General features: G+C 51.2%; 25 protein-coding genes and 1 riboswitch. Of the genes, 11 read left to right on the top strand and 14 right to left on the bottom strand.

The window, feature by feature from the left end:
- Nucleotides 1-201: 201 nt before the first annotated feature.
- A complete protein-coding gene (gene purH / locus GBAG_RS00560) occupies nt 202-1791 on the top strand; it encodes a bifunctional phosphoribosylaminoimidazolecarboxamide formyltransferase/IMP cyclohydrolase (protein ID WP_034492335.1) in 1590 nt (529 codons plus the stop codon).
- Between the two features lie 16 nt (nt 1792-1807).
- Nucleotides 1808-3100 (top strand): phosphoribosylamine--glycine ligase, encoded by a 1293-nt coding sequence (gene purD / locus GBAG_RS00555; protein ID WP_034492334.1) that lies wholly within the window; start codon nt 1808-1810, stop codon nt 3098-3100.
- Nucleotides 3101-3147: 47 nt separating this feature from the next.
- Here the strand turns inward: purD and GBAG_RS00550 are convergent, their stop codons facing one another.
- From GBAG_RS00550 to nudC, 6 genes are all read right to left on the bottom strand, one after another.
- Nucleotides 3148-3846: a DUF1481 domain-containing protein gene (locus GBAG_RS00550; RefSeq protein WP_034492337.1), complete on the bottom strand. Its 699-nt coding sequence runs from the start codon at nt 3844-3846 to the stop codon at nt 3148-3150.
- 8 nt (nt 3847-3854) lie between these two features.
- The gene (gene hupA / locus GBAG_RS00545; protein ID WP_034492331.1) at nt 3855-4130 is read right to left on the bottom strand and encodes a nucleoid-associated protein HU-alpha; all 276 of its coding nucleotides are present in this window, start codon (nt 4128-4130) and stop codon (nt 3855-3857) included.
- A gap of 186 nt (nt 4131-4316) precedes the next feature.
- Entirely contained in the window at nt 4317-4907 is a 591-nt protein-coding gene (locus GBAG_RS00540) for a YjaG family protein (protein WP_034492329.1), read from the bottom strand.
- Between the two features lie 43 nt (nt 4908-4950).
- Nucleotides 4951-5622, bottom strand: a complete 672-nt coding sequence (gene nfi, locus GBAG_RS00535; protein WP_034492327.1) for a deoxyribonuclease V — start codon at nt 5620-5622, stop codon at nt 4951-4953.
- A gap of 15 nt (nt 5623-5637) precedes the next feature.
- A complete protein-coding gene (hemE, locus tag GBAG_RS00530; protein WP_034492325.1) occupies nt 5638-6702 on the bottom strand; it encodes a uroporphyrinogen decarboxylase in 1065 nt (354 codons plus the stop codon).
- 34 nt (nt 6703-6736) lie between these two features.
- The gene (gene nudC, locus GBAG_RS00525; RefSeq protein ID WP_034492336.1) at nt 6737-7510 is read right to left on the bottom strand and encodes an NAD(+) diphosphatase; all 774 of its coding nucleotides are present in this window, start codon (nt 7508-7510) and stop codon (nt 6737-6739) included.
- Between the two features lie 94 nt (nt 7511-7604).
- Between nudC and GBAG_RS00520 the strand changes: the two genes are divergently transcribed.
- The 9 genes from GBAG_RS00520 to GBAG_RS00480 all read left to right on the top strand — a co-directional run bounded on the left by GBAG_RS00520 (nt 7605) and on the right by GBAG_RS00480 (nt 14494).
- Nucleotides 7605-8108 carry an Rsd/AlgQ family anti-sigma factor gene (locus GBAG_RS00520; RefSeq protein WP_034492322.1) on the top strand — a complete coding sequence of 168 codons (504 nt, stop codon included), beginning with the start codon at nt 7605-7607 and terminating at the stop codon, nt 8106-8108.
- Between the two features lie 51 nt (nt 8109-8159).
- Nucleotides 8160-8270: riboswitch (TPP riboswitch) on the top strand.
- Between the two features lie 88 nt (nt 8271-8358).
- Nucleotides 8359-10260 (top strand): phosphomethylpyrimidine synthase ThiC, encoded by a 1902-nt coding sequence (gene thiC, locus GBAG_RS00515; protein WP_034492320.1) that lies wholly within the window; start codon nt 8359-8361, stop codon nt 10258-10260.
- Nucleotides 10260-10895, top strand: coding sequence for a thiamine phosphate synthase (gene thiE, locus GBAG_RS00510; RefSeq protein WP_034492317.1), 636 nt, complete (start codon nt 10260-10262; stop codon nt 10893-10895). The genes thiC and thiE overlap by 1 nt, the downstream gene beginning before the upstream one ends.
- Nucleotides 10888-11643: a thiazole biosynthesis adenylyltransferase ThiF gene (gene thiF / locus GBAG_RS00505; protein ID WP_034492314.1), complete on the top strand. Its 756-nt coding sequence runs from the start codon at nt 10888-10890 to the stop codon at nt 11641-11643. The genes thiE and thiF overlap by 8 nt, the downstream gene beginning before the upstream one ends.
- On the top strand, nt 11627-11827 hold the full coding sequence (gene thiS, locus GBAG_RS00500; protein WP_034492311.1) for a sulfur carrier protein ThiS: 201 nt from the start codon (nt 11627-11629) through the stop codon (nt 11825-11827). The genes thiF and thiS overlap by 17 nt, the downstream gene beginning before the upstream one ends.
- Complete coding sequence (gene thiG, locus GBAG_RS00495) at nt 11828-12607, top strand: thiazole synthase (protein WP_034492309.1); 780 nt, start codon at nt 11828-11830, stop codon at nt 12605-12607. It begins immediately after the preceding gene.
- Nucleotides 12607-13737 carry a 2-iminoacetate synthase ThiH gene (gene thiH, locus GBAG_RS00490; protein WP_034492308.1) on the top strand — a complete coding sequence of 377 codons (1131 nt, stop codon included), beginning with the start codon at nt 12607-12609 and terminating at the stop codon, nt 13735-13737. Before thiG ends, thiH begins: the two co-directional genes overlap by 1 nt.
- 127 nt (nt 13738-13864) lie before the next feature.
- A complete protein-coding gene (locus tag GBAG_RS00485; protein WP_034492306.1) occupies nt 13865-14173 on the top strand; it encodes a PTS sugar transporter subunit IIB in 309 nt (102 codons plus the stop codon).
- A gap of 3 nt (nt 14174-14176) precedes the next feature.
- Nucleotides 14177-14494, top strand: coding sequence for a PTS lactose/cellobiose transporter subunit IIA (locus tag GBAG_RS00480; RefSeq protein WP_034492305.1), 318 nt, complete (start codon nt 14177-14179; stop codon nt 14492-14494).
- 90 nt (nt 14495-14584) lie between these two features.
- Here GBAG_RS00480 and rpoC read toward each other — a convergent pair whose 3' ends face one another.
- From rpoC to secE, 8 genes are all read right to left on the bottom strand, one after another.
- Nucleotides 14585-18811, bottom strand: coding sequence for a DNA-directed RNA polymerase subunit beta' (gene rpoC, locus GBAG_RS00475; RefSeq protein WP_034492303.1), 4227 nt, complete (start codon nt 18809-18811; stop codon nt 14585-14587).
- Between the two features lie 85 nt (nt 18812-18896).
- A complete protein-coding gene (gene rpoB / locus GBAG_RS00470; RefSeq protein ID WP_034492301.1) occupies nt 18897-22925 on the bottom strand; it encodes a DNA-directed RNA polymerase subunit beta in 4029 nt (1342 codons plus the stop codon).
- A gap of 324 nt (nt 22926-23249) precedes the next feature.
- Nucleotides 23250-23615, bottom strand: coding sequence for a 50S ribosomal protein L7/L12 (gene rplL / locus GBAG_RS00465; RefSeq protein WP_034461801.1), 366 nt, complete (start codon nt 23613-23615; stop codon nt 23250-23252).
- 66 nt (nt 23616-23681) lie between these two features.
- The gene (gene rplJ / locus GBAG_RS00460) at nt 23682-24179 is read right to left on the bottom strand and encodes a 50S ribosomal protein L10 (RefSeq protein WP_034461803.1); all 498 of its coding nucleotides are present in this window, start codon (nt 24177-24179) and stop codon (nt 23682-23684) included.
- A gap of 295 nt (nt 24180-24474) precedes the next feature.
- Nucleotides 24475-25179, bottom strand: a complete 705-nt coding sequence (gene rplA, locus GBAG_RS00455; RefSeq protein WP_034492299.1) for a 50S ribosomal protein L1 — start codon at nt 25177-25179, stop codon at nt 24475-24477.
- A gap of 3 nt (nt 25180-25182) precedes the next feature.
- Entirely contained in the window at nt 25183-25611 is a 429-nt protein-coding gene (rplK, locus tag GBAG_RS00450) for a 50S ribosomal protein L11 (protein ID WP_034492296.1), read from the bottom strand.
- A 159-nt stretch (nt 25612-25770) separates the two neighbouring features.
- The gene (gene nusG, locus GBAG_RS00445) at nt 25771-26316 is read right to left on the bottom strand and encodes a transcription termination/antitermination protein NusG (protein WP_034461806.1); all 546 of its coding nucleotides are present in this window, start codon (nt 26314-26316) and stop codon (nt 25771-25773) included.
- A gap of 1 nt (nt 26317) precedes the next feature.
- Nucleotides 26318-26701, bottom strand: coding sequence for a preprotein translocase subunit SecE (gene secE, locus GBAG_RS00440; RefSeq protein ID WP_034461807.1), 384 nt, complete (start codon nt 26699-26701; stop codon nt 26318-26320).
- Between the last annotated feature and the right edge of the window lie 266 nt (nt 26702-26967).

The raw sequence follows: 26967 nt of genomic DNA, 5'->3' as shown, positions 1-26967 counted from the left end.
GCCTTATACGCAGTTATGCACAAAGTTATCCACAATCGTGATGAAGTCCTAAATTATGCGAGCGTGACGCAAACGTTTTCGCTACAATGTGCGCGCAATAAAAGGACGCCCCGTTTTGGGGCGTTAGCTGAGTTTTAGGGGAAATAACTAAAATTCAGCTAACGCTCTTCTATATGCGAACCAAAGCTAAGGGATCAAACCATGCAACAACGTCGTCCTGTACGCCGCGCTCTGCTCAGTGTTTCTGACAAAGCCGGTATCGTCGAATTCGCCCAGGCGCTCTCCCAACGTGGTGTGGAGCTGCTGTCCACTGGCGGAACCGCTCATCTGCTGGCTAAAGCTGGCCTGCCGGTAACCGAAGTCTCTGACTACACCGGTTTCCCGGAGATGATGGATGGACGCGTCAAAACCCTGCATCCAAAGGTGCATGGTGGCATTCTCGGTCGTCGCGGCCAGGATGATGCGATCATGGAACAACACGCAATCTCCCCAATCGATATGGTTGTCGTCAACCTCTACCCGTTCGCCCAGACTGTTGCCCGTGAAGGTTGCTCTCTGGAAGATGCGGTAGAGAATATTGATATCGGCGGCCCAACTATGGTGCGCTCGGCGGCGAAGAACCATAAAGATGTGGCAATCGTCGTAAAGAGCAGTGACTACGAGGCGATTATTAGCGAGCTGGATACTAACGAAGGCTCTCTTACGCTCGAGACACGTTTCGATTTGGCTATTAAGGCTTTCGAACACACCGCCGCTTACGACAGCATGATCGCCAACTACTTCGGTAGCATGGTTCCTGCCTACCACGGCGAAAGCAAAGATCCTTCTGGCCGCTTCCCTCGCACGCTGAACCTGAACTTCATTAAGAAGCAGGATATGCGTTACGGTGAAAACAGCCACCAGCAAGCAGCCTTCTATATAGAAGAAGAAATTAAAGAAGCGTCGGTTGCCACCGCAACTCAGGTTCAGGGCAAAGCGCTCTCTTATAACAACATTGCTGATACTGATGCGGCACTGGAATGTGTGAAAGAGTTTAGCGAGCCTGCCTGCGTTATCGTGAAGCATGCTAACCCTTGCGGCGTAGCTGTCAGCACTACCTTATTAGATGCTTACGACCGCGCTTACAAAACCGACCCAACTTCTGCATTCGGCGGCATCATCGCGTTCAACCGTGAACTGGACGCTGAAACTGCACAAGCGATTATCTCTCGCCAATTCGTCGAAGTGATTATTGCGCCGTCAGCAAGCGTTGAAGCACTGAAGATCACTTCTGCTAAGCAAAACGTTCGCGTTCTGACTTGTGGCCAGTGGCAGCAGCGTGTTCCGGGTCTGGATTTCAAACGCGTCAACGGTGGTGTGTTAGTCCAGGATCGCGATTTGGGTATGGTGACAGCCGCAGACCTGCGTGTTGTCAGCAAGCGCCAGCCAACAGAGCAAGAACTGCGTGATGCGCTGTTCTGCTGGAAGGTGGCGAAGTTTGTTAAGTCCAACGCAATTGTCTATGCCCGCGAGAATATGACTATCGGTATAGGCGCAGGCCAAATGAGCCGCGTTTACTCCGCTAAAATTGCCGGTATTAAAGCCGCCGATGAAGGCCTGGAAGTGAAAGGCTCTGCAATGGCATCTGATGCGTTCTTCCCATTCCGTGACGGTATTGATGCCGCTGCGGCAGTCGGTGTGAGCTGTGTTATCCAGCCTGGCGGTTCAATTCGCGATGACGAAGTGATCGCTGCTGCTGACGAACACGGGATCGCAATGATCTTTACCGACATGCGCCACTTCCGCCATTAATCCGGAGCGACCATAAATGAAAGTATTAGTGATTGGTAATGGCGGGCGTGAACACGCGCTGGCCTGGAAAGCATCGCAGTCGCCGTTAGTGCGCACGGTATTCGTCGCCCCCGGCAATGCGGGCACGGCTCTGGAACCCGCTTTACAAAACGTGGCGATTAACCCAACGGATATTCCCGCGCTGTTGAGCTTTGCACAAAATGAAAAAATCGACCTGACGATTGTCGGCCCGGAAGCGCCGCTGGTGATTGGTGTGGTCGATGCCTTCCGTGCAGCTGGCCTGAAGATCTTTGGCCCAACTCAGGGAGCTGCGCAGTTAGAAGGTTCAAAAGCTTTCACCAAGGATTTCCTGGCCCGCCATAAAATCCCGACCGCTGAATATCAAAACTTCACCGAAGTCGAACCCGCTTTAGCTTACGTCCGTGAAAAAGGCGCGCCGATTGTCATTAAAGCCGACGGTTTGGCCGCAGGTAAAGGCGTAATCGTAGCCATGACGTTAGAAGAAGCCGAAGCTGCGGTAAACGATATGCTGGCAGGTAACGCCTTTGGCGATGCCGGGCACCGCATCGTTGTAGAAGAGTTTTTGGATGGCGAAGAAGCCAGCTTCATCGTGATGGTGGATGGCGAAAACGTTCTGCCAATGGCCACCAGTCAGGATCATAAACGTGTTGGAGATGGTGATACCGGTCCAAATACCGGCGGTATGGGCGCGTATTCTCCAGCACCGGTTGTGACGGATGAAGTCCACCAGCGTGCAATGGATCTGGTTATCTGGCCAACCGTGCGCGGCATGGCGGCGGAAGGGAATACTTATACCGGTTTTCTGTACGCTGGCTTGATGATCGACAAGCAAGGCAATCCGAAGGTTATCGAGTTTAACTGCCGCTTCGGCGACCCGGAAACTCAACCGATTATGCTGCGCCTTCAATCAGACCTGGTTGAGCTATGCCTCGCCGCCTGTGATGGCAAGCTGGATGTGACAACATCGAAGTGGGATGAGCGTCCGTCTCTTGGCGTAGTCATGGCAGCTGGCGGTTATCCGGCGGATTACAGTAATGGCGACGTGATTCACGGCCTACCGCTGGAAGAAGTGGCGGACGGGAAAGTGTTCCATGCCGGAACCAAACTGCGTGAAGATGATATGGTGGTGACTAACGGTGGGCGCGTTCTGTGCGTGACCGCATTAGGTGATACCGTCGCACAAGCGCAGCAGCGTGCTTACGAGTTGATGAAGGATATCCACTGGGATGGCAGTTTCAGCCGCTCAGATATTGGCTATCGCGCCATTGAGCGTGAAAACGCGAAGTAATATTTGAAGTGATATTAAAGACCGCCCGCGTGGCGGTTTTTTTACATCTAGAATGTCGCAGGCTTAGGCTGCCAGCTACAGTAGTCCTGATTCGCGACCAGCAGCAGTTGTGACCCTTCTGGCGCTTCAAGCCAGGCCACGCTCACATCCATCGAGGAGTGACGCTGACGATTCGCGATATGACTCAAAGATATGCTGTCGAGTTTAGGCTTGATTGTCTCACCTTCGCAGGTGGTGACTGTTCCATTGTCATGCCAACGCCCTTGCCGCAGAACCACACGTCCAATACGTAATGCTTCGCTGGTTGCTTTGGTCCGGCTCGCTTGATACTGATACAAAGCGATTTGGTCGTTGGAAAGCTGTTGCTTTTGGCCGTTCACTTCGCGCTGCATAAAGCTCAACTCGCCGTTTTCATCAAAGCGAACTTTAATGTGTTCAGACGGCTCGCTCTGAATTGTCGTTTCAATCGACATTAGCTTTTCACCCAACCAGCGGTAATCACTGGTGGTTGTAGCGCCTTTCTGGATTGGACTCAGTACCGCAAGCATATGAATGCTGTGGTCGTCGCTATTATCTTTACGCCAGATACGCACCACACCTTTATCGGCGATATAGCCACTTGCCGTAAATGGTGGAAGCGGAGGCTGACTGCTGCATGCCATTAGCAGCACTGTGCCTGCCAGCACGACCAAAGGACGCCAGACAAACAAAAGGGGCGTAAACGCCCCTCTGCTAAAACTGTTCACTGACACTATTAGCTCTTAACAGCGTCTTTCAGTGCTTTGCCTGAAACAAATGCCGGCACGTTAGCTGCGGCGATTTTGATTTCATTACCAGTCTGTGGGTTGCGGCCAGTGCGCTCAGCACGGTGGTTTACCTTGAAGGTACCGAAACCAACCAGTTGGACAGCATCACCTTCTTTCAGAGACTCAGTAATTGCAGCCAGGGTGGATTCCAGAGCAGCTTTAGCCTGTACTTTAGACAGATCAGCCTTGTCAGCAATTACATCAATCAGTTGAGTCTTGTTCATAAGTTATCCTTACAATGTGTTTATCGCTTGCTAAGCATCGAGTGCGACGGAAATGCCAAAAAAGCACTCTCCTGCATACACGCACCGATAGCCACTTTTTTTCGCCCCACAAATGTAGACCAGACGGGGGGCTAATTGGAAGCCTTCAGGGGTGACAATTCGGACTGTAAGTCACGTTTTGCTGTCTTACTGCTGCAAATTTATACCAATATTGCTGCTACCCGCTTCGCGCAGGTCTGCACGTAGCCCTTTGATCAGCTCAATGTCGCGTTCTTCGCAATCGGCTAACAGGCGGAAAATCTCCCATTGAATGTCCCATTCTTCTTCAACGGCAGGGTTTTCTCTCAGCTCTTCGTCGGTCATTTCACGACCAGCCTGGGTCATTTCCAGCATCGCAACGGTCGTAATTGACGCCTTACTGACTTCAATCGCATGTTCCAGAGTTTCCCCGGAAAGACGTGAATGAAGGAGTTCGCTCAACGCAACGCATGCATCAATCGCCGGGTAGACACCGTAAATATCATAGTCATCAGCAACCGGGATGCCTTCCTCGAGCTTCTCAAGTTGGCTATCAAAGTTTACTTTCGCATCTTTGACCGTCAAGGTTTCCCAAATCAAATCGAGAATTTTGCGATATAACTGAGGATCACCAAATTCTGTCTGCTGGCAGAACATGGCGTAATTCGGATACATGCGTTCGCACAAAGAAGCCATGAAAGTGACATGTTGCCAGCTTTCCAGTTTCTCCAGGCGCAGATGGATTGGGTTTTGTAACATAGCGATGTCTCAAAGACGGAATATTAGCGGCAGTTTACCTTAATCACCCCTGAATTGCTTGCCACCGCGTGAAAGCCGGGCGACCTGATGCCACGGCATCAGCCCAGCGAGTCGGCTCCGGTAAACGATAACCCACCAGACAGCGATTCACCCATAACAAGGCCGTATCGAGGCTGACACGATGGCCTGTTGAGACAAACAACGGATTGCAGCGCTTTTTACTGCGCAGCACCCACGCAAGCGGTTCGCCTTTATCAGTCAGCAACTGGCACGAACCGGGTTCCTCCGATAGCGGCTCAAACTTCCCACACAGACGCTTCTTGGCAACGCCTATCGTTGGCACGTCCACCAGCAGGCCAAAATGGCTGGCAACGCCCAAACGCCGAGGATGCGAAATACCGTGGCCGTCGACAAACAGCAGGTCAGGTTTTTGCGACAGCATTTCCCATGCAGTAAGCAGTGCTGGATATTCACGAAATGAAAGGAAACCGGGGATATAAGGCATTGAGGTGGCGACACGCGCCACCTGATATTCAACCAGTTCGAGGGAAGGATATTTCAATAGCACAATGGCGGCACGCGTGACATCACCGCCCTGCTCAAACCCAACGTCAGCCCCGGCTATTAACCGGGGAGGATCTTGCTCCAGGCGATCTTTGCGGATCACCTGGGCTGCCAGATCGATCTGTTGTTTACGCAGACTTGCGAGATCCATTCCCTCTCCGAACTTTTACAGGTGATACGGTTTCGACAAACGGTGCACCGCTTCAACAAATGCACCCGCGTGCTCTGGCGGCACATCCTGATGAATACCGTGGCCGAGGTTAAAGACGTGGCCTTCACCTTTACCGAACCCAGCCAGAATCGTTGCCACTTCTTCTTCAATACGCGCAGGTTGTGCATAAAGCATGGATGGGTCCATATTGCCCTGAAGCGCGACTTTATGGCCAACACGGCGGCGAGCATCAGCGATGTCGGTCGTCCAGTCTAAGCCCAGCGCATCACAACCTGTTTCGGCCATCGCTTCCAGCCACTGACCGCCGCCTTTGGTGAACATCGTCACCGGCACGCGACGACCTTCGTTTTCACGCAGCAGACCATCAATGATTTTGTGCATGTAATAGAGCGAGAATTGTTGATAGTCACGCCCGGTCAGCACACCGCCCCAGGTATCGAAAATCATCACCGATTGCGCACCGGCTTTGATTTGCGCATTCAGGTACAGCGTGACGCTTTGCGCCAGCTTATCGAGCAGAAGATGCAGCGCTTGCGGGTCGGCATACATCATCTTTTTAATCACGGTAAAGGCTTTGCTGCTGCCACCTTCAACCATATAAGTCGCCAGCGTCCACGGGCTGCCGGTGAAACCAATCAGCGGCACTTCGCCTTTTAACTCGCGGCGAATAGTACGCACCGCGTTCATTACATAACCCAGTTCATCTTCTGGATCAGGAATCGGCAGTTTTTCGACATCGGCACGGCTGGTAATTGGCGAGCGGAAACGCGGGCCTTCACCGGCTTCGAAATAGAGACCAAGCCCCATCGCGTCTGGCACGGTGAGAATATCGGAGAAAAGGATAGCGGCATCCAGCGGGTAGCGACGCAGCGGCTGCAATGTCACTTCACAAGCCAGCTCCGCATTTTTGCACAGCGACATAAAATCGCCTGCGACAGCGCGCGTAGCCTTGTATTCTGGCAAGTAACGACCTGCCTGCCTCATCATCCATACTGGCGTGGTATCTACAGGTTGGCGTTGCAGCGCCCGCAGGTAACGGTCGTTCTTCAGTTCAGTCATTTTGAATTTCCTTTGGCTGTATCGCTCAAGTTTATCACTCATAGTCCGCGCGACACAGGGCGACGGTATCTTCAATCAAACGACGCGCCACCGTACCTGGCGGCGGCAACAGCGGGAGCTGATCATATCGATACCAGCCCGCGTCAATTAACTCTTTCGGGTCAATTTTAATCTCGCCACTGTGATAATCCGCCATAAACGCAGTCATCAACGATTGCGGGAACGGCCAAGGTTGGGAAGTTACATAGCGTAAATTCTTAACGCGAATGCTGCTCTCTTCCATCACTTCACGCGCCACGGCTTGCTCGAGGGTTTCCCCAACCTCAACAAACCCGGCCAGGACGGTGTAAACCCCGTTGCGATGACGCGTATGTTGGGCAAGCAGGATTTGATCGTCGCGACGAATGGCTACGATGATGCACGGTGAAATTTGCGGGTAATAACGTTCACGGCAGTGGTTACACAGCATCGCCCATTCGGTTTTGCTGACGTGCATTTCATGGCCACAGTAGCCGCAGAATTTGTGCGAGCGATAGAACTCCGCCAACTGCACGCCACGCCCAGCCAGCTGGAACAAACCCACATCCTGGTCAATCACCTGACGCACAGAACCCATATCCGCCTTGCGATTTTCTCGCACCAGCCAGACAGGCTCGTTTTCCCATTCGCCGATGGGTATCCCCACCGCGCCATCTAATTGAAATTCCTCTGCCGCTCCGTGAGGTAGCTCACCTTTAGGCAGCCACAGTTTTTGTTCATGACTGACGATAAACCAGCCCTGATCTAACTTTTGAATTACGCGTTCCATAACCTGGTGCACATCCCCGAGTTCGCTGGTATAAACAAATAGTCGTAACACTTTTGGGTACGTTTGCGTCACATCTCTACTCACGGAGTCAATCATGCTTAACCAGTTAGAAAACCTGACTGAGCGCGTTGGTGGTAGTAATGAGTTAATCGACCAATGGCTTCATGCCCGCAAACATCTGTTGGTAGCTTATTACAATATGGTTGGGATCAAGCCTAACAAGGAATCCCATACTGCGCTCGATGAAAAGGCTCTGGATAATTTTTGCCATAACCTCGTGGACTATCTTTCTTCCGGCCATTTTAATATTTATGAACGCATTATCAGTGAAATGGAAGGTAGCAGCCCACTTTTAGCCGCCACTCATCTTTACCCACAACTTGAAGCCAACACCCAGCAAATCATGGATTTCTACGATTCGCATCTCGAAAGCGCAATCGATCATGATAACTATATTGAGTTCCAGAAAGCACTTTCCGGCATTGGTGAAGCGTTAGAATCCCGCTTTTCGCTGGAAGATAAACTGATTCAGTTGGCGTACGACCACGATCTAAATGACAGTGCTAATGAGACCGGCAGCCTTGCACGTCCGGCTTGAGTTCTGCTCTGTTAACGCGTAATTTACATATCGACCCGTAGCAATACGGGTTTCTTCTTGTCGGAGTGCCGAGTGCGTTAAGCACCGGCTGAGACCGTTAATTCGGGATCCGCGGAACCTGATCAGGTTAATACCTGCGAAGGGAACAAGAGTAATTCTGCTTTTGGGTTCACCCGTGCGCGGGCGCCCCACATTCATTACTCCTCCGTTGTTCTGACAAGCCACTTCCTGATAATTACTGGAATGAGCTATGTCTACTACTGAAAAAAAACCAAACCGTCGCGAACAGCGTGCTGCTGCCCAACACTTTATCAATACCCTCGAAGGCACAGCTTTCCCTAACTCTCAGCGAATTTACCTCACCGGCTCGCGTGATGATATCCGCGTGCCGATGCGTGAAATCCAGCTTAGCCCGACAGCCACTGGCGGTAGCAAAGAAAACCCGCAGTTCACCCCTAACGATGCCATTCCGGTTTACGACACTTCTGGCGCGTATGGCGACCCGGCTATCAACATTGATGTCCTGCGCGGTCTTTCTCCACTACGTGAAAACTGGATTGCCGAACGTGATGATTGCGAAATCTTGACCGACCGCAGCTCTGCCTACACCAAAGAGCGCCTGGCCGATGACGGTCTGGATGAATTGCGTTTCGAAACACAGCTAACGCCGAAGCGGGCTAAAGCCGGGAAAACCGTCACGCAACTGCACTATGCACGCCAGGGAAGAGTGACGCCGGAAATGGAGTTCATCGCCATTCGTGAAAATATGGGCCGCGAGCGTATTCGCGATGAAGTGTTACGCCACCAGCATCCAGGCCAGAGTTTTGGCGCTCGTCTGCCAGAAAATATCACGCCGGAATTCGTGCGTGACGAAGTGGCGGCTGGACGGGCAATTATCCCCGCCAATATCAACCACCCCGAATCTGAGCCGATGATTATCGGGCGTAACTTTCTGGTGAAAGTGAACGCCAATATTGGCAACTCGGCGATCACCTCCTCCATTGAAGAAGAAGTGGAAAAACTGGTCTGGTCCACGCGCTGGGGGGCAGATACCGTGATGGATCTGTCTACCGGCCGCTATATCCACGAAACCCGTGAATGGATTTTGCGTAACAGCCCGGTACCGATCGGCACCGTGCCAATTTACCAGGCGCTGGAGAAAGTTAATGGCATCGCCGAAGACCTGACCTGGGAAATGTTCCGCGATACGCTTCTGGAACAGGCCGAGCAAGGCGTCGATTACTTCACGATTCACGCCGGAGTACTGCTGCGTTATGTGCCGATGACCGCCAAACGCCTCACCGGAATTGTTTCGCGCGGTGGCTCGATTATGGCGAAATGGTGCCTGTCGCATCATCAGGAAAACTTCCTGTATGAGCACTTCCGCGAAATCTGTGAAATCTGCGCGGCTTACGACGTTTCGCTCTCTTTAGGCGACGGTCTGCGCCCCGGCTCCATCCAGGATGCCAACGACGAAGCACAATTCTCTGAGCTGCATACGCTTGGCGAGTTAACCAAAATCGCCTGGGAGTACGACGTACAGGTGATGATTGAAGGACCGGGGCATGTGCCAATGCAGATGATTCGCCGCAACATGACCGAAGAACTGGAGCATTGCCACGAAGCGCCGTTCTACACACTCGGCCCGCTGACTACCGATATTGCGCCTGGTTACGACCATTTCACGTCAGGAATTGGTGCGGCCATGATCGGCTGGTTTGGCTGCGCGATGCTGTGTTACGTCACGCCAAAAGAACATCTTGGCCTGCCAAATAAAGATGATGTTAAGCAGGGTCTGATTACCTACAAAATTGCGGCCCATGCCGCAGACCTCGCAAAAGGCCACCCTGGTGCGCAGATCCGCGATAACGCCATGTCGAAAGCCCGCTTTGAATTCCGCTGGGAAGATCAGTTTAACCTCGCACTCGACCCGTTCACTGCCCGTGCGTATCACGACGAAACGCTGCCACAGGAGTCCGGCAAAGTCGCGCACTTCTGTTCCATGTGCGGGCCAAAATTCTGCTCAATGAAAATCTCCCAGGAGGTTCGCGATTTCGCTGCTAAACAAGCCATAGAAGTCGGACTGGAAGATATGTCACAAACCTTCCGGGCAAAAGGTGGCGAAATTTATCTGCGCCAGGAGGAAGTGTGATGAACAAACCTGCATTTCCCACTGTGCCGCAGCGGTTGGGTTTATACCCGGTGGTTGATAGCGTTGAATGGATTGAGCGACTGTTGGGAGCAGGTGTGCGCACCATTCAATTGCGCATCAAAGACAAACACGACGATGACGTTGAGGGCGATATTGTTGCGGCCATCAAGTTAAGCCAGCAATACCAAGCTCGCCTGTTTATTAACGATTACTGGCGGCTGGCAATCAAACATCGCGCTTACGGCGTGCATCTCGGCCAGGAAGATATGGATGTGGCTAATCTGGATGCTATTCGCGATGCGGGCCTGCGCCTCGGGCTTTCGACACACGACAATATGGAAATGGATCGCGCCCTGATGGCGCGCCCTTCTTACATCGCTTTAGGGCATGTTTTCCCTACCAACACCAAACAAATGCCGTCCGCCCCGCAAGGGCTGGCGCAGCTCGCTGCACATATCAAAACGTTGGGCGATTACCCCACCGTGGCGATTGGCGGGATAAGCATTGAGCGCGTTCCATCCGTGCTAAAAACAGGTGTGGGCGGTGTCGCGGTGGTTAGCGCAATAACTCAGGCTGCTGACTGGCGAGCGGCCACTGTGCAGTTGTTGGAACTGGTGGGGGCTGGCGATGAATGATTCCGACTTTATGCGTTACAGCCGCCAGGTGCTATTGGAAGACATCGCCATTGAAGGGCAGCAAAAGCTGCTCGCCAGCAAAGTCTTAATCGTCGGATTAGGCGGGCTGGGTTCCCCGGCGGCGTTGTATTTGGCTGCCGCAGGCGTTGGTACCCTGATTCTCGCCGACGATGACAACGTGCATATCAGTAATTTGCAGCGCCAGATTCTGTTCACCACGCAAGATATCGAACAGCCGAAATCGCTGGCCGCCCAACGCCATCTACAACAACTTAATCCTGATATTAAGCTCCAGGTTATTGGCGAGCGTCTGGCTGGAGAAGTGTTGAATCAGGCAGTAAAAAATGCCGATTTGGTACTGGATTGCAGCGACAACATGGCAACGCGCCATGCGATTAACGCCGCCTGCGTCGCACATAACAAACCGCTGATCTCCGCAAGTGCCGTGGGATTTGGTGGGCAACTTATGGTGCTGACGCCGCCATGGGAGAACGGTTGTTATCGCTGTGTGTGGCCTGATGAACACGAACCGGAACGCAACTGCCGCACGGCAGGCATCGTCGGCCCGGTGGTGGGTGTGATGGGCACATTGCAGGCGCTTGAAGCGATAAAACACCTCAGCGGTATGGCTCCGGCTGCGGGTTCTTTACGCCTGTTTGATGCCCGCCAACATAGCTGGCGAACGCTCATCATACAGAAAGCAGCAGGCTGCCCGGTGTGCGGAGGGCAACATGCGCATCCACTTTAACGACGAACCGATGCAATGCCCGGACAACCTGACGCTGGCGATGCTGCTGGAACAACTCAGTTTATTGAAACCAGGCGTTGCATTAGCGATCAATCAAAGAATCGTTCCACGTGAGCAATGGGAAAACTATTTGTTGAATGATGGCGACCAAATCGTGCTTTTTCAGGCCATAGCCGGGGGTTAAATGCTACAGATTGCTGATAAAACTTTTTCGTCACACCTGTTCACCGGCACCGGTAAATTTGCCTCGCCGCAGTTAATGGCAGAAGCCATTCGCGCCTCAGGTTCGCAATTGGTGACGATGGCGATGAAACGGGTCGATTTGCGTAATCGTAACGATGCGATTCTGGCACCCTTACTCAAAGCCGGCGTGCAATTGCTGCCGAATACTTCAGGTGCCAAGACGGCGGAAGAAGCGATTTTTGCCGCTCAATTGGCTCGTGAGGCGCTCGGTACGCATTGGGTTAAATTGGAAATTCACCCTGATGCTCGCTACCTGTTGCCCGACCCTATCGAAACGCTGAAAGCTGCGGAACAACTCGTAAAAATGGGGTTTGTGGTACTGCCTTACTGCGGAGCCGATCCGGTTTTGTGTAAACGGCTTGAAGAAGCAGGATGCGCGGCAGTGATGCCGCTTGGTGCGCCTATCGGTTCAAATCAAGGCTTACAAACGCGAGCGCTGCTGGAAATTATCATCGAACAAGCCAGAGTCCCGGTCGTCGTTGATGCTGGAATTGGTGCACCAAGCCACGCCGCTGAAGCCCTGGAAATCGGGGCTTCAGCGGTGTTGGTTAACACCGCCATTGCCGTGGCGCGTGAGCCGGTACAAATGGCGCACGCATTTCGCCTCGCCGTAGAAGCGGGCTTAATTGCAGCGCAGTCTGGTTTAGGAACACGCCATCAGCAGGCTCACGCATCCAGCCCGTTGACGGAGTTTTTGCAATTTAGCCAGGAGAATGCGTGATGGCACAAACCTTCACTGACCGCTGGCGAGAGCTGGACTGGGATGACATTACGCTTCGCATCAACAGTAAAACGGCTGCCGACGTAGAACGTGCGTTGGCAGCACAGAAACTCACACGTGATGATTTCATGGCTTTGCTCTCCCCCGCCACCAGCCAATTTCTGGAACCGCTCGCGCAAAAGGCACAGTATTTAACTCGCCAACGCTTTGGCAACACAGTGAGTTTTTATGTGCCGCTTTATCTGTCAAATCTCTGCGCTAACGATTGTACTTACTGTGGATTTTCCATGAGTAACAAGCTCAAACGTAAAACGCTCAATGCGCCAGAGATTGAACGCGAGTGCGAGGCGATTCGCAAACTGGGCTTTGAGCATTTGCTGTTGGTGACCGGTGAGCATCAGACCAAAGTGGGAATGGATTATTTCCGTCAGCATCTTCCCACCATTCGCCGCCAGTTCAGTTCATTACAAATGGAAGTGCAGCCGCTGGAGGAACACGAATATGTCGAACTGAAAACCCTCGGTCTGGATGGCGTGATGGTTTACCAGGAAACTTATCACCAGGCGGTATACGCGCAGCACCATCTACGGGGCAATAAGCAGGATTTCTTCTGGCGCCTGGAAACACCCGACAGATTGGGTCGGGCAGGAATAGACAAAATCGGTCTTGGTGCGTTAATCGGATTATCAGACAGCTGGCGCACCGACTGTTTTATGGTTGCTGAACATCTTCTGTGGCTACAGCAAAATTATTGGCAAAGCCGCTTTTCGATTTCATTTCCGCGATTACGCCCGTGCGCAGGCGGGGTGGAACCCGCATCTGTGATGACGGAAAGCCAGCTTGTGCAGGTGATATGTGCATTTCGTCTGCTCGCCCCTGACGTTGAGCTTTCACTTTCTACGCGCGAATCTCCGTGGTTCCGGGACAACATGATTCCACTCGCCATAAACAACGTCAGTGCTTTTTCAAAAACGCAGCCTGGCGGCTACGCCGATAATCATCCTGAACTCGAGCAGTTTGCTCCACATGATGGGCGCACTCCAGTCGAAGTGGCTGAGGCATTAACGCGCTCAGGTTTACAACCGGTGTGGAAAGATTGGGATCGTTTTCTGGGAAGAACCTTGCAGTAATGTAACCGGTTTCAGCCCTGATCAGTTTCTTTTGTGATACCTCACACACAATCATCGTAAAGCGGTTGTTGTAGCGAGGCGTCACGGATAATTATCAGTGTATCGAACGGACACTGAGAGCAGATCTATGAAGAATATCGTTTTGTGTTGTGCAGCGGGTATGTCGACTAGCATTTTAGTCCAGCGCATGAAGGACGCCGCTCAGAAGAAAGGTATTGAAGTCTCTATCAAGGCTGTGCCAGTTGCCGAGTTCAAAGACAACATCGACACAGCGGATATTGTGCTGTTGGGTCCACAAGTTAAGTATGAGCATGCAAAACTACAGGCGATCGCAGAGCCGATGGGTAAAACCGTTGCGGTCATCGACATGATGGATTACGGCATGATGAAAGGTGATGTCGTACTGGATAAAGCTTTGAAAATGATGGAGTCATAAGACGTGGAAGATTTAGAATCGATTATCATGGAATTGTTGGTCAATGCAGGTAGCGCACGCAGCCAGGCACTGACAGCTCTGCAAATGGCACGTAAAGGTGATTTCGCAGCGGCTCAACAAGCGATGGAAGAATCTCGTGAGTTTGTGAAACATGCACACAAAATTCAGACCCAGCTCATCGGGCTGGATGAAGGCACCGGCAAACTGCCAGTGAACCTGATTACCGTACACTCTCAGGATCACCTGATGAATGCGATGGTTATCCAGGATTTAGCCGAAGACATGATTGAATTGTACCGCCGTCTGCCGTTAGCTAACTGATTTTTCGTTACTTTCAGTTTTGACACTTCAGATTTCAGGCATAAAAAAACCGCTCTTTCGAGCGGTTTTTGTTTTTGGCGTCTCTAACGATTAATCGTTATCGTTACCGCCCAAGTTACCCGCGTTCAGCAATTCTGCCAGGCTGGCAGTTGCATCTGCTGCAGTTACCTGAGGAACAACAGGTGCTTCACCCGCTGCACGACGGCGCATACGATCCTGGTGATACGCATAACCCGTACCAGCTGGGATCAGACGACCCACGATAACGTTCTCTTTTAGGCCGCGCAGTTCGTCACGTTTACCCGCAACGGCTGCTTCGGTAAGCACACGAGTTGTCTCCTGGAACGATGCCGCGGAGATGAAGGACTCGGTTGCCAGAGAGGCTTTGGTGATACCCAGCAGATCACGTGAGAAGGACACGTTAATCTTGCCGTTCGCTTCCAGTTCGCGGTTAGCGATCTTGACGCGAGAGTATTCAGCCTGCTCACCTTCCAGGAAGTCAGAGCTACCAGCGTTAACGATGGTTGCTTTACGCAACATCTGACGCACGATGACTTCGATGTGTTTATCGTTAATCTTAACGCCTTGCAGACGGTAAACGTCCTGCACTTCGTTGGTGATGTAACGAGTCACAGCATACACGCCACGCAGACGCAGAATGTCATGCGGAGATTCTGGACCATCGGAAACAACGTCACCGCGTTCTACAACTTCGCCTTCGAACACGTTCAGCTGACGCCACTTAGGAATCATCTCTTCGTAAGCATCGCTGCCGTCGAGTGGAGAGATTACCAGACGGCGTTTGCCTTTGGTTTCTTTACCGAACGAGATGATCCCGCTGATTTCAGCAAGGATAGCAGGCTCTTTCGGACGACGTGCTTCGAACAGGTCAGCAACGCGTGGCAGACCACCGGTGATGTCCTTGGTACCACTGGATTCCTGAGGAATACGCGCCAGCGCGTCACCAGAGTGAATCTGAGTACCATCTTCCAACTGAACAATCGCTTTACCTGGCAGGAAGTACTGAGCTGGCATATCTGTACCAGGAATCAGAACGTCGTTGCCTTGAGCATCAACAATTTTCAGTGCTGGACGCAGATCTTTACCACCCGCAGTACGTTCTGCAGAATCCAGAACAACCAGAGATGACAGACCTGTCAGTTCGTCAGTTTGACGAGTAATGGTCTGGCCGTCGATCATGTCAGTAAAGCGGATGAAACCACTTACTTCAGAAACGACTGGCATGGTGTGCGGATCCCAGTTTGCTACGGTTTCGCCCGCTGCAATCTGCTCGCCATCACCTTTGCCCATTACCGCACCGTAAGGAACTTTATAGCTCTCTTTAGTACGACCGAATTCATCAATCAGTTTCAGTTCAGTGTTACGAGAAGTCACTACCAGTTTACCGGCAGAGTTCACAACCGACTTCGCGTTGCTGAGCTTGATGCTACCTTTGTTCTTAACCTGAATGCTGGATTCAGCAGCAGAACGAGATGCCGCACCACCGATGTGGAACGTACGCATCGTCAACTGAGTACCAGGTTCACCGATGGACTGTGCCGCGATAACCCCGATTGCTTCACCTTTGTTGATGATGTGGCCACGAGCCAGGTCACGACCATAGCAGTGCGCACATACGCCGAAGTCGGTTTCACAACCCACAACAGAACGTACTTTCACGCTATCAACAGAGTTAGCTTCTAACAGGTCACACATTTGCTCATGGAGCAGAGTGTTACGTGTGATCAGGATATCAGCAGTACCAGGTTTCAGTACGTCTTCAGCCGTTACACGACCCAATACGCGGTCACGCAGTGGCTCTTTAACGTCGCCGCCTTCGATAACCGGAGTCATCGTGATACCTTCGAGGGTGCCACAATCGTCTTCGGTAACAACCAGATCCTGTGCAACGTCAACCAGACGACGCGTCAGATAACCGGAGTTCGCAGTTTTCAGTGCGGTATCCGCCAGACCTTTACGAGCACCGTGCGTGGAGATGAAGTACTGGAGTACGTTCAGACCTTCACGGAAGTTCGCAGTGATTGGCGTTTCGATGATGGAGCCATCTGGCTTAGCCATCAGACCACGCATACCAGCCAACTGACGAATCTGTGCCGCAGAACCACGAGCACCGGAGTCGGCCATCATGTAAATGCTGTTGAAGGAAACTTGCTGCTCTTCGACGCCGTCACGGTTAATAACGGATTCAGTTTGCAGGTTGTCCATCATCGCTTTGGATACACGATCGTTCGCCGCAGCCCAGATATCGATAACTTTGTTATAACGCTCGCCCGCTGTTACCAGACCGGACTGGAACTGTTCCTGAATCTCAGCAACTTCAGCTTCCGCTTCAGAGATGATTTCAGTTTTCTTAGCTGGGATGACCATGTCATCGATACCAACAGAAACACCTGAACGCGCTGCATAAGCAAAGCCGGTGTACATAGTTTGGTCAGCAAAGATTACTGTCGGTTTCAGACCCAGAATGCGGTAACAAGTGTTCAGCATTTTGGAAATGGCTTTCTTACCCAACGCCTGGTTGATGATGGAGTAAGGCAGGCCTTTCGGTACGATCATCCACAGAATCGCACGACCAACGGTGGTGTCGATAATGCTGGTTTTCGCAACGAATTGTTCGTTTTCGTCTTTTTCGTACTCGGTGATACGCACTTTTACACGCGCATGCAGAGAGGCCAGACCTGCGCGATAAATACGCTCAGCTTCTTTAGGGCCAGTCAGCACCATGCCTTCGCCTTTGGCGTTAACACAGTCACGGGTCATGTAGTACAGACCCAATACAACGTCCTGAGAAGGAACGATGATTGGCTCGCCGTTCGCTGGTGACAGGATGTTGTTGGTAGACATCATCAGCGCACGCGCTTCCAACTGAGCTTCAAGCGTCAGTGGAACGTGTACCGCCATCTGGTCACCATCGAAGTCGGCGTTATATGCCGCACAAACCAGCGGGTGAAGCTGGATAGCTTTACCTTCGATCAGTACTGGCTCAAATGCCTGGATACCCAAACGGTGCAGAGTTGGTGCACGGTTCAGCAGTACCGGGTGTTCGCGGATAACTTCGTCCAGGATATCCCAAACGACAGCTTCTTCGCGCTCAACCATTTTCTTCGCAGCTTTAATAGTGGTAGCAAGACCACGCAGTTCCAGCTTGCCGTAGATGAACGGTTTGAACAGCTCCAGTGCCATTTTCTTAGGCAGACCGCACTGATGCAGACGCAGGTATGGACCTACGGTGATTACAGAACGACCGGAGTAGTCAACACGTTTACCCAACAAGTTCTGACGGAAACGACCCTGCTTACCTTTGATCATATCGGCCAAAGATTTCAGAGGACGCTTGTTAGAACCCGTGATCGCACGGCCGCGACGGCCGTTATCCAGCAGGGCATCTACCGCTTCTTGCAACATACGTTTTTCGTTACGTACGATGATGTCAGGAGCAGCCAGATCCAGCAGGCGTTTCAAACGGTTGTTACGGTTGATAACGCGACGATACAGATCGTTCAGATCTGACGTTGCGAAACGACCGCCATCCAGCGGAACTAATGGACGCAGATCTGGCGGCAGAACCGGCAGAACTGTCAGGATCATCCACTCTGGTTTGTTACCAGACTGAACGAACGCTTCCAGCAGTTTGATACGCTTGGTCAGCTTTTTACGTTTGGTTTCGGAGTTGGTTTCGTTCAGCTCTTCGCGCAGAGTTTCACACTCTTGCTCCAGATCCATGTTTTTCAACAGGGCCTGAATAGCTTCCGCACCCATCTTCGCATCGAATTCGTCACCGAACTCTTCCAGCGCATCCAGATACTGCTCTTCAGTCAGGATCTGACGGCGCTCGAGGTTGGTCATACCGCCTTCGATTACCACATAAGATTCGAAGTAAAGTACACGTTCGATATCACGCAGTGGCATATCCAGCAGCAAGCCGATACGAGACGGCAGTGACTTCAGGAACCAAATGTGTGCAGTTGGGGAAGCCAGCTCGATGTGACCCATGCGCTCACGGCGCACTTTAGTTTGGGTGACTTCAACGCCGCACTTCTCACAAATTACACCACGGTGTTTCAGGCGCTTGTACTTACCGCACAGGCACTCATAGTCTTTCACTGGCCCAAAAATACGAGCACAGAACAGACCGTCACGTTCTGGTTTGAACGTACGATAGTTAATGGTTTCCGGCTTTTTAACTTCGCCGAACGACCATGAACGAATCATGTCTGGCGATGCCAGAGCAATTTTGATCGCATCAAACTCTTCGGTCTTAGTTTGCGCTTTCAGAAACTTAAGTAAGTCTTTCACGGATTAGCTCCCGTCGGAGTGAGACTTCTCAGAGACGTCCGGTGTGACCCGGACATCCTGTAACCAGTACAGCAGATACGAGTGATTACTCGCCTTCCAGCTCGATGTTAATACCCAGCGAACGGATTTCTTTCAACAGAACGTTGAAGGATTCCGGCATGCCTGGTTCCATCTGATGGTTACCATCCACGATGTTTTTATACATCTTGGTACGGCCATTAACGTCATCAGACTTAACAGTCAGCATTTCCTGCAGGGTATAAGCAGCACCGTAAGCTTCCAGTGCCCACACTTCCATCTCACCGAAGCGCTGACCACCGAACTGAGCCTTACCACCCAGCGGCTGCTGAGTAACCAGGCTATAAGAACCGGTAGAACGCGCGTGCATTTTGTCATCAACCAAGTGGTTCAGTTTCAGCATGTACATGTAACCTACGGTTACTGGACGCTCAAACTGCTCACCGCTACGGCCGTCGAACAGTGTGATCTGGCCGGAAGTCGGCAGGTCACCCAATTTCAGCAGCTCTTTGATTTCCGACTCTTTTGCACCGTCGAAGACAGGAGTAGCAATCGGCATACCTTTTTTAAGGTTCTCAGCCAGACGCAGAACTTCATCGTCGGTGAAGGTGTTCAGGTCAACTTTCTGACGAACATCTGAACCCAAATCGTATGCTTTCTGGATAAATTCACGCAGCTTGGAAACTTCTTCGTGCTTCTTCAGCATAGCGTTGATTTTCTCGCCGATGCCTTTCGCAGCCATACCCAAGTGGGTTTCCAGAATCTGACCGATGTTCATACGAGATGGTACGCCCAGCGGGTTCAGTACGATGTCAACCGGCGTGCCGTTTTCATCGTAAGGCATATCTTCGATCGGGTTGATCTTGGAGATAACACCTTTGTTCCCGTGACGACCTGCCATCTTGTCACCAGGTTGGATCTGACGTTTAACGGCCAGATACACTTTAACGATTTTCAGCACGCCAGGTGCCAGGTCATCGCCCTGAGTGATTTTGCGGCGCTTAGCTTCAAGTTTCTTCTCAAACTCGTGCTTCAGCTCGTCGTACTGCTCTGCCAGCTGTTCCAGCTGGTTTTGCTTCTCTTCGTCAGTCAGACCCAGTTCCAACCAGCGATCGCGTGGCAATTTGTCGAGCTTCTCAGCTTCAACACCGCCAGCAACTAGCACAGCATGGATACGAGCAAACAGACCAGCTTCAAAGATTTGCAGTTCTTCAGTCAGGTCTTTCTTCGCCTGCTTCAGTTGCATTTCTTCGATTTCCAGCGCGCGCTTGTCTTTTTCCACGCCATCGCGGGTAAAGACCTGCACATCGATAATGGTACCGGAAACGCCGTTTGGTACGCGCAGAGAAGAGTCTTTAACGTCAGACGCTTTCTCACCGAAGATTGCACGCAGCAGTTTCTCTTCTGGAGTCAGCTGGGTTTCACCTTTAGGCGTTACCTTACCAACCAGAATGTCACCACCGGTCACTTCAGCACCGATATAAACGATACCGGATTCATCCAGTTTGGAGAGAGCAGCTTCACCCACGTTAGGGATATCAGCGGTGATCTCTTCTGGCCCCAGCTTGGTGTCACGAGACACACATGCCAGTTCCTGGATGTGAATAGTTGTGAAACGATCTTCCTGAACAACACGCTCGGATACGAGGATGGAGTCTTCGAAGTTGTAACCGTTCCACGGCATGAACGCTACGCGCATGTTCTGGCCAAGAGCCAGTTCACCGAGGTCAGTAGACGGACCGTCTGCCAACACGTCGCCACGTTCAACTGGCTCACCCAGAGACACACAAGGCATCTGGTTGATACAAGTGTTCTGGTTAGAACGGGTATATTTGGTCAGGTTGTAGATGTCGATACCAGCTTCACCAGCCAGCATTTCGTCTTCGTTAACTTTAATAACGATACGAGACGCATCAACGTACTGAACAGTACCGCCACGTTTAGCAACCGCAGTAACACCGGAGTCAACGGCAACAGCACGTTCCATACCAGTACCAACAAGCGGCTTATCAGCGCGCAGAGTTGGAACGGCCTGACGTTGCATGTTCGCACCCATCAATGCACGGTTGGCGTCATCGTGTTCCAGGAACGGGATCAGGGACGCACCGACGGAAACCACCTGTTGGGTGGAAACGTCCATGTAGTCAACCTGGTCGTTGCTGAACAAGCTTGATTCGCCTTTGCTACGGCAAGTTACGAGGTCGTCAACGAAACGGCCTTCTTCGTCCAGGTTGGTGTTCGCCTGAGCGATAACGTAGTTACCTTCTTCAATAGCAGAAAGGTAATGAATCTCGTCAGTCACAACACCTTCAACAACGCGACGATACGGAGTTTCTAAGAAACCGTATTCGTTAGTCTGTGCATACACAGACAGGGAGTTGATCAGACCGATGTTTGGACCTTCAGGGGTTTCGATTGGACATACACGACCGTAGTGGGTTGGGTGTACGTCACGTACTTCGAAGCCTGCACGCTCACGGGTCAAACCACCCGGGCCGAGTGCGGAGATACGACGTTTGTGCGTAATCTCAGACAACGGGTTGTTCTGGTCCATGAACTGAGACAGCTGGCTGGAACCGAAGAACTCTTTAACCGCAGCAGAGATAGGCTTAGCGTTGATCATATCCTGAGGCATCAGGGTATCGAGGTCGCCTAACGACAGACGCTCTTTAACCGCACGCTCAACACGAACCAGGCCAACACGGAATTGGTTTTCCGCCATTTCGCCTACGGAACGGATACGACGGTTGCCGAGGTGGTCGATATCATCCACTTCGCCCTGGCCGTTACGAATACCGATCAGCTTACGCATTACCTGGATGATGTCGTCTTTGCTCAGGATACCTGAACCTTCGATTTCATCACGCAGCAGGGAACGGTTGAACTTCATACGACCAACCGCTGACAAGTCATAACGGTCTTCGGAGAAGAACAGGTTCTCGAACAGGTTTTCAGCCGCTTCGCGAGTTGGTGGCTCGCCAGGACGCATCATGCGATAGATTTCAACCAGCGCGCTTAAGCGATCGCTGGTTGGGTCGACACGGATGGTCTCAGAAATGTATGCACCGTGATCCAGATCGTTGGTAAACAGCGTTTCGATACGCTTATGACCACACTGGCTCAGCTTAGCCAACAGATCCAAAGACAGTTCCATGTTCGCCGGGCAAATCAGTTCGCCAGTCGATGCATCAACGTAGTCTTTAGCCGCGACTTTACCAGCAATGTATTCAACCGGAACTTCGATAAGCTTAATATCGTCTTTTTCCAGCTGACGAATATGGCGCGCAGTAATACGGCGGCCTTTTTCGACATAGATTTTGCCGTCAGCTTCGATGTCAAAGGATGCAGTCTCACCACGAAGGCGTTCTGGCACCAATTCCATCTGCAGCTTGTTGTCGCGGATTTCGAAATTAACTTTCTCAAAGAACAGATCAAGAATCTGCTCCGTGGTGAACTGTAACGCACGCAGAATAATGGTCGCTGGCAATTTGCGGCGACGGTCAATACGTACGAACAAGTTATCTTTCGGGTCGAATTCGAAATCCAGCCAGGAACCACGGTAAGGGATGATACGTGCGTTATACAGCACCTTCCCTGAAGAGTGGGTTTTACCTTTGTCACTATCGAAGAACACGCCTGGGCTACGGTGTAACTGAGAAACAATAACACGCTCAGTACCGTTGATAACGAAGGTGCCGTTATCAGTCATGAGTGGAATTTCACCCATGTAGACTTCTTGTTCTTTAATATCTTTAACGGTGCCTTCCGGCGCTTCACGCTCGTAGATCACCAGACGCAGTTTTACGCGCAGGGGAGCGGAATACGTCACGCCGCGGATCTGACATTCTTTAACGTCAAATACCGGCTCACCCAGACGATAGCTCACATATTGCAGCTCAGAGTTACCACTGTAGCTTGCAATAGGGAACACGGAACGGAAAGCCGCTTCCAGACCGTACTGGCCTTCAGGATCTTGCTCGATGAACTTCTGGAACGAGTCAAGCTGGATAGAAAGGAGATAAGGAATGTCCAAAACTTGTGGACGCTTTCCAAAATCCTTACGAATACGTTTTTTCTCGGTATAGGAGTAAACCATAGGGTTCCTCAGCTCGCTGACAAGTCGACCCATCTGCCCGACAAGGGGACAGTTTGTGCAACACTATTTTGTGGACCGGAAAGTGGAACACTTTCCGCAATACCTGTTTCTATCACTCTTAAACCATTTCGCTACGCTTTACCCCGGAACTCCCGGAATAGAAAGTCGTAGTATATTAAGTCGTAGATAGAGACAAGCATTGAAAGGCAACCAGCAGTCAAACAGTGTGAAATGCTACTGGTACCCTACAGCGCAAAAAGGCTGGTGACTAAAAAGTCACCAGCCATCAGCCTAATTTCTCAGGCTGCAACCGGAAAGGTTGGCTTATTTAACTTCAACTTCAGCGCCAGCTTCTTCCAGAGATTTTTTCAGAGCTTCTGCGTCATCTTTGCTCACGCCTTCTTTCAGCGCAGCTGGAGCGGATTCAACCAGGTCTTTAGCTTCTTTCAAGCCCAGGCCAGTTGCGCTACGTACTGCTTTGATAACGGCAACTTTGTTAGCGCCAGCAGCTTTCAGAATAACGTCGAACTCAGTTTTCTCTTCTACAGCTTCAGCAGCAGCAGCAGGGCCTGCAACAGCAGCAGCAGCGGAAACACCGAATTTTTCTTCCATTGCAGAAATCAGTTCAACAATGTCCATTACAGACATAGCGGATACTGCTTCAATGATTTGATCTTTAGTGATAGACATAACAATTGTTCCTGAAAATCAGAATAAGTTTATACGTAAGCAAATGCGTGAGAAAGAAAAGTGCTATTAAGCAGCTTCTTTCTGATCGCGTACAGCAGCCAGAGTGCGAACCAGTTTGCCTGCAGAGGCTTCTTTCATGGTTGCCATCAGGCGTGCGATTGCTTCTTCGTAAGTTGGCAGAGTTGCCAGGCGATCGATCTGGGCCGCCGGGATCAGCTCACCTTCAAAGGCTGCAGCTTTAACCTCGAATTTTGCATTCGCTTTAGCGAATTCTTTGAACAGACGAGCAGCAGCGCCCGGGTGTTCCATAGAATATGCAATCAAGGTTGGACCAACAAACGTGTCTTTCAGGCACTCAAACTGAGTACCTTCAACAACGCGGCGCAGCAGGGTGTTACGAACAACACGCATGTAAACGCCAGCTTCACGACCTGCTTTACGCAGTTCAGTCATTTTACCTACGGTAACGCCACGGGAATCCGCAACAACCGCAGACAGCGCACCTTTGGCTACTTCGCTGACTTCAGCAACAATCGCTTGTTTGTCTTGAAGATTTAAAGCCATTAGCTTTGCTCCTGGATATTAGCCGGGGTTGCCCCCGGAACTCACTTCATTCATCACCAAAACGATAATGAACGTCGAAATACGGTGAGCAGAAACAAGCCAAAGACTATCAAAAATATTCTTCAGGTTCTGTCACCGTCTACGCAGGCAATTAAGTCTCTTGCGAAACACCTGCGGTCTTGGACGGAGGCCTGGATAAGGCCAGGCTCCAACCGAAAATTCTTTGTGCCCTGCATTGCAAGGCAACGGGCGTAATATTTTAGACTAATCTTTCGCCCGCGTAAAGCAGTGAATCTTAGTTCACTACTGCGCTCAGACCAGACTGGTCGATCGCAACACCTGCACCCATAGTGGTAGACAGGCTAACTTTCTTAATGAAAACGCCTTTAGCTTGAGTTGGTTTAGCTTTTTTCAGCGCAACCAGCAGAGCTTCCAGGTTTTCTTTCAGTTTGTCAGTGTCAAAATCCACTTTACCGATGGTGGTGTGAATGATGCCGTTTTTGTCGTTACGGTAACGAACCTGACCCGCTTTAGCGTTCTTAACCGCTTCAGCAACGTTAGGAGTTACAGTACCAACTTTCGGGTTAGGCATCAGGCCACGTGGACCCAGTACCTGGCCCAGTTGGCCAACAACGCGCATTGCATCTGGAGATGCGATAACAACGTCGAAGTTCATTTCGCCTTTTTTGATCTGGTCAGCCAGATCTTCCATACCTACCAGCTCAGCGCCAGCAGCTTTAGCTGCTTCAGCGTTAGGACCTTGGGCAAATACGGCTACGCGAACTGAACGGCCAGTACCGTGCGGCAGTACAGTTGCACCACGTACGTTCTGGTCAGATTTACGAGCGTCGATGCCGAGATTTACAGCAACGTCAACGCTTTCTACGAATTTCGCAGTGGCCAGCTCTTTCAGCAGGGCAACGGCTTCGTTGATGTCATACTGTTTAGTTACATCAACTTTGTCACGGATCACGCGCATGCGCTTGGTCAGTTTAGCCATTTCTTAATCCTCCACTACCAGGCCCATGGAACGAGCAGTACCTTCGATGGAGCGAGTCATCGCTTCAACGTCAGAACCAGTCATGTCCGCAGCTTTGGTTTCTGCGATTTCACGCACCTGAGCACGGGTCACTTTACCCACTTTGTCTTTGTTCGGCTTACCGGAACCAGACTTGATACCTGCAGCTTTCTTCAACAGAACAGCAGCCGGTGGAGTTTTAGTAACGAAGGTGAAAGAACGGTCAGCATAAACGGTAATAACAACCGGAATTGGCAGACCTTTCTCCAGGGATTCAGTTTTTGCGTTGAACGCTTTACAGAATTCCATGATGTTCACACCTTGCTGACCCAGAGCTGGACCAACTGGTGGACTTGGGTTAGCCATACCAGCTGCAACTTGCAGCTTGACGTAGGCTTGTACTTTCTTAGCCATCTTAATTTCCTCTAGTGGGTTATAGCGCCTTACAGAATGAAGGCTCCCCGTGAATAAATCGTTTTACGTGTACGAGACCCGTAAAAACAAAAGGCGCGAAATTGTAGTTCAATCTCGCGCCTTGTGCAACGAATAATCGCTGCTTTTACAACCTGATTATTAGGCTTTCTCTACTTGAGCAAAATCAAGCTCAACCGGCGTAGCACGACCGAAGATAGATACAGAAACCTTCAAGCGGCTCTTTTCGTAATCTACTTCTTCAACTACACCGTTAAAGTCTGCAAACGGGCCATCGCTGACACGTACCATCTCGCCTGGCTCAAACAACGTTTTAGGACGCGGTTTATCACCAACCTGCTGCAGGCGGTTCATAATCGCATCAACTTCTTTATCGCTGATTGGTGCAGGACGGTCAGAAGTACCGCCAATGAATCCCATTACGCGCGGAACGCTACGCACTAAGTGCCAGCTCGCGTCGTTCATAACCATCTGGACCAGAACATAGCCCGGGAAGAATTTACGCTCGCTTTTGCGACGTTGGCCACCACGAATTTCGACGACTTCTTCAGTCGGAACCATGACTTCGCCAAACAACTCTTCCATGTTGTGCAATTTGATATGCTCACGCAGCGATGTTGCTACGCGGCCTTCAAAACCGGAAAACGCCTGAACGACGTACCAGCGCATTTTAGGGGCTTCAGACATCTCAGAACCTCAGGCCAGTAATAAAAGAAACCAGGCGGACAAGAATACCATCCAGCCCCCACAAAATCAGTGACATTACAGCGGTAACTGCTGCCACGATTAAGGTGGTGTGTAAAGTTTCCTGGCGAGTTGGCCAAATCACTTTACGAACTTCGGTTCTCGCTTCGCGGGCGAAAGCAACAGTAGCTTTGCCTTTCGTCGTTAACAGCGCGACACCACCCGCTGCAGCAATCAGAACAACCACTGCCAGGGCACGCAGAGGCAGAGATACATCACGATAAATGTAGTTGCCCACGATCGCCACAATCAGCAGAGCAGCAACTGCCAGCCATTTCATCGCTTCCAGGCCGCGCCCGCTTCCTTGAGCTTCGGTATTCGCACTCATAAACCAACCCGTCACAGTAATTCAGACAAACATTTTTGCCCCGCATATGCGAGGCAAAACCAAACCGAATGGCAATTTTTCAGGCACTATTCGGTATAACGCCTTCTTCAGAGCCTGTCTCAGCAATGATTATGAGTAAAAAATCACTGATGAGCCAGGTTCTGGGCAGAGAGCGTACAAAAAGGGCATCAAATGATGCCCTTTTCTTGCGCGTTGCGTCAAATGTTATCAGCGATTAAGCGATAACTTTAGCAACAACGCCTGCA

Origin of the sequence: Buttiauxella agrestis ATCC 33320, from assembly GCF_000735355.1 — a bacterium.
GTDB classification, from domain to species: domain Bacteria; phylum Pseudomonadota; class Gammaproteobacteria; order Enterobacterales; family Enterobacteriaceae; genus Buttiauxella; species Buttiauxella agrestis.
This window is presented reverse-complemented; position numbering and strand designations above follow the sequence as displayed.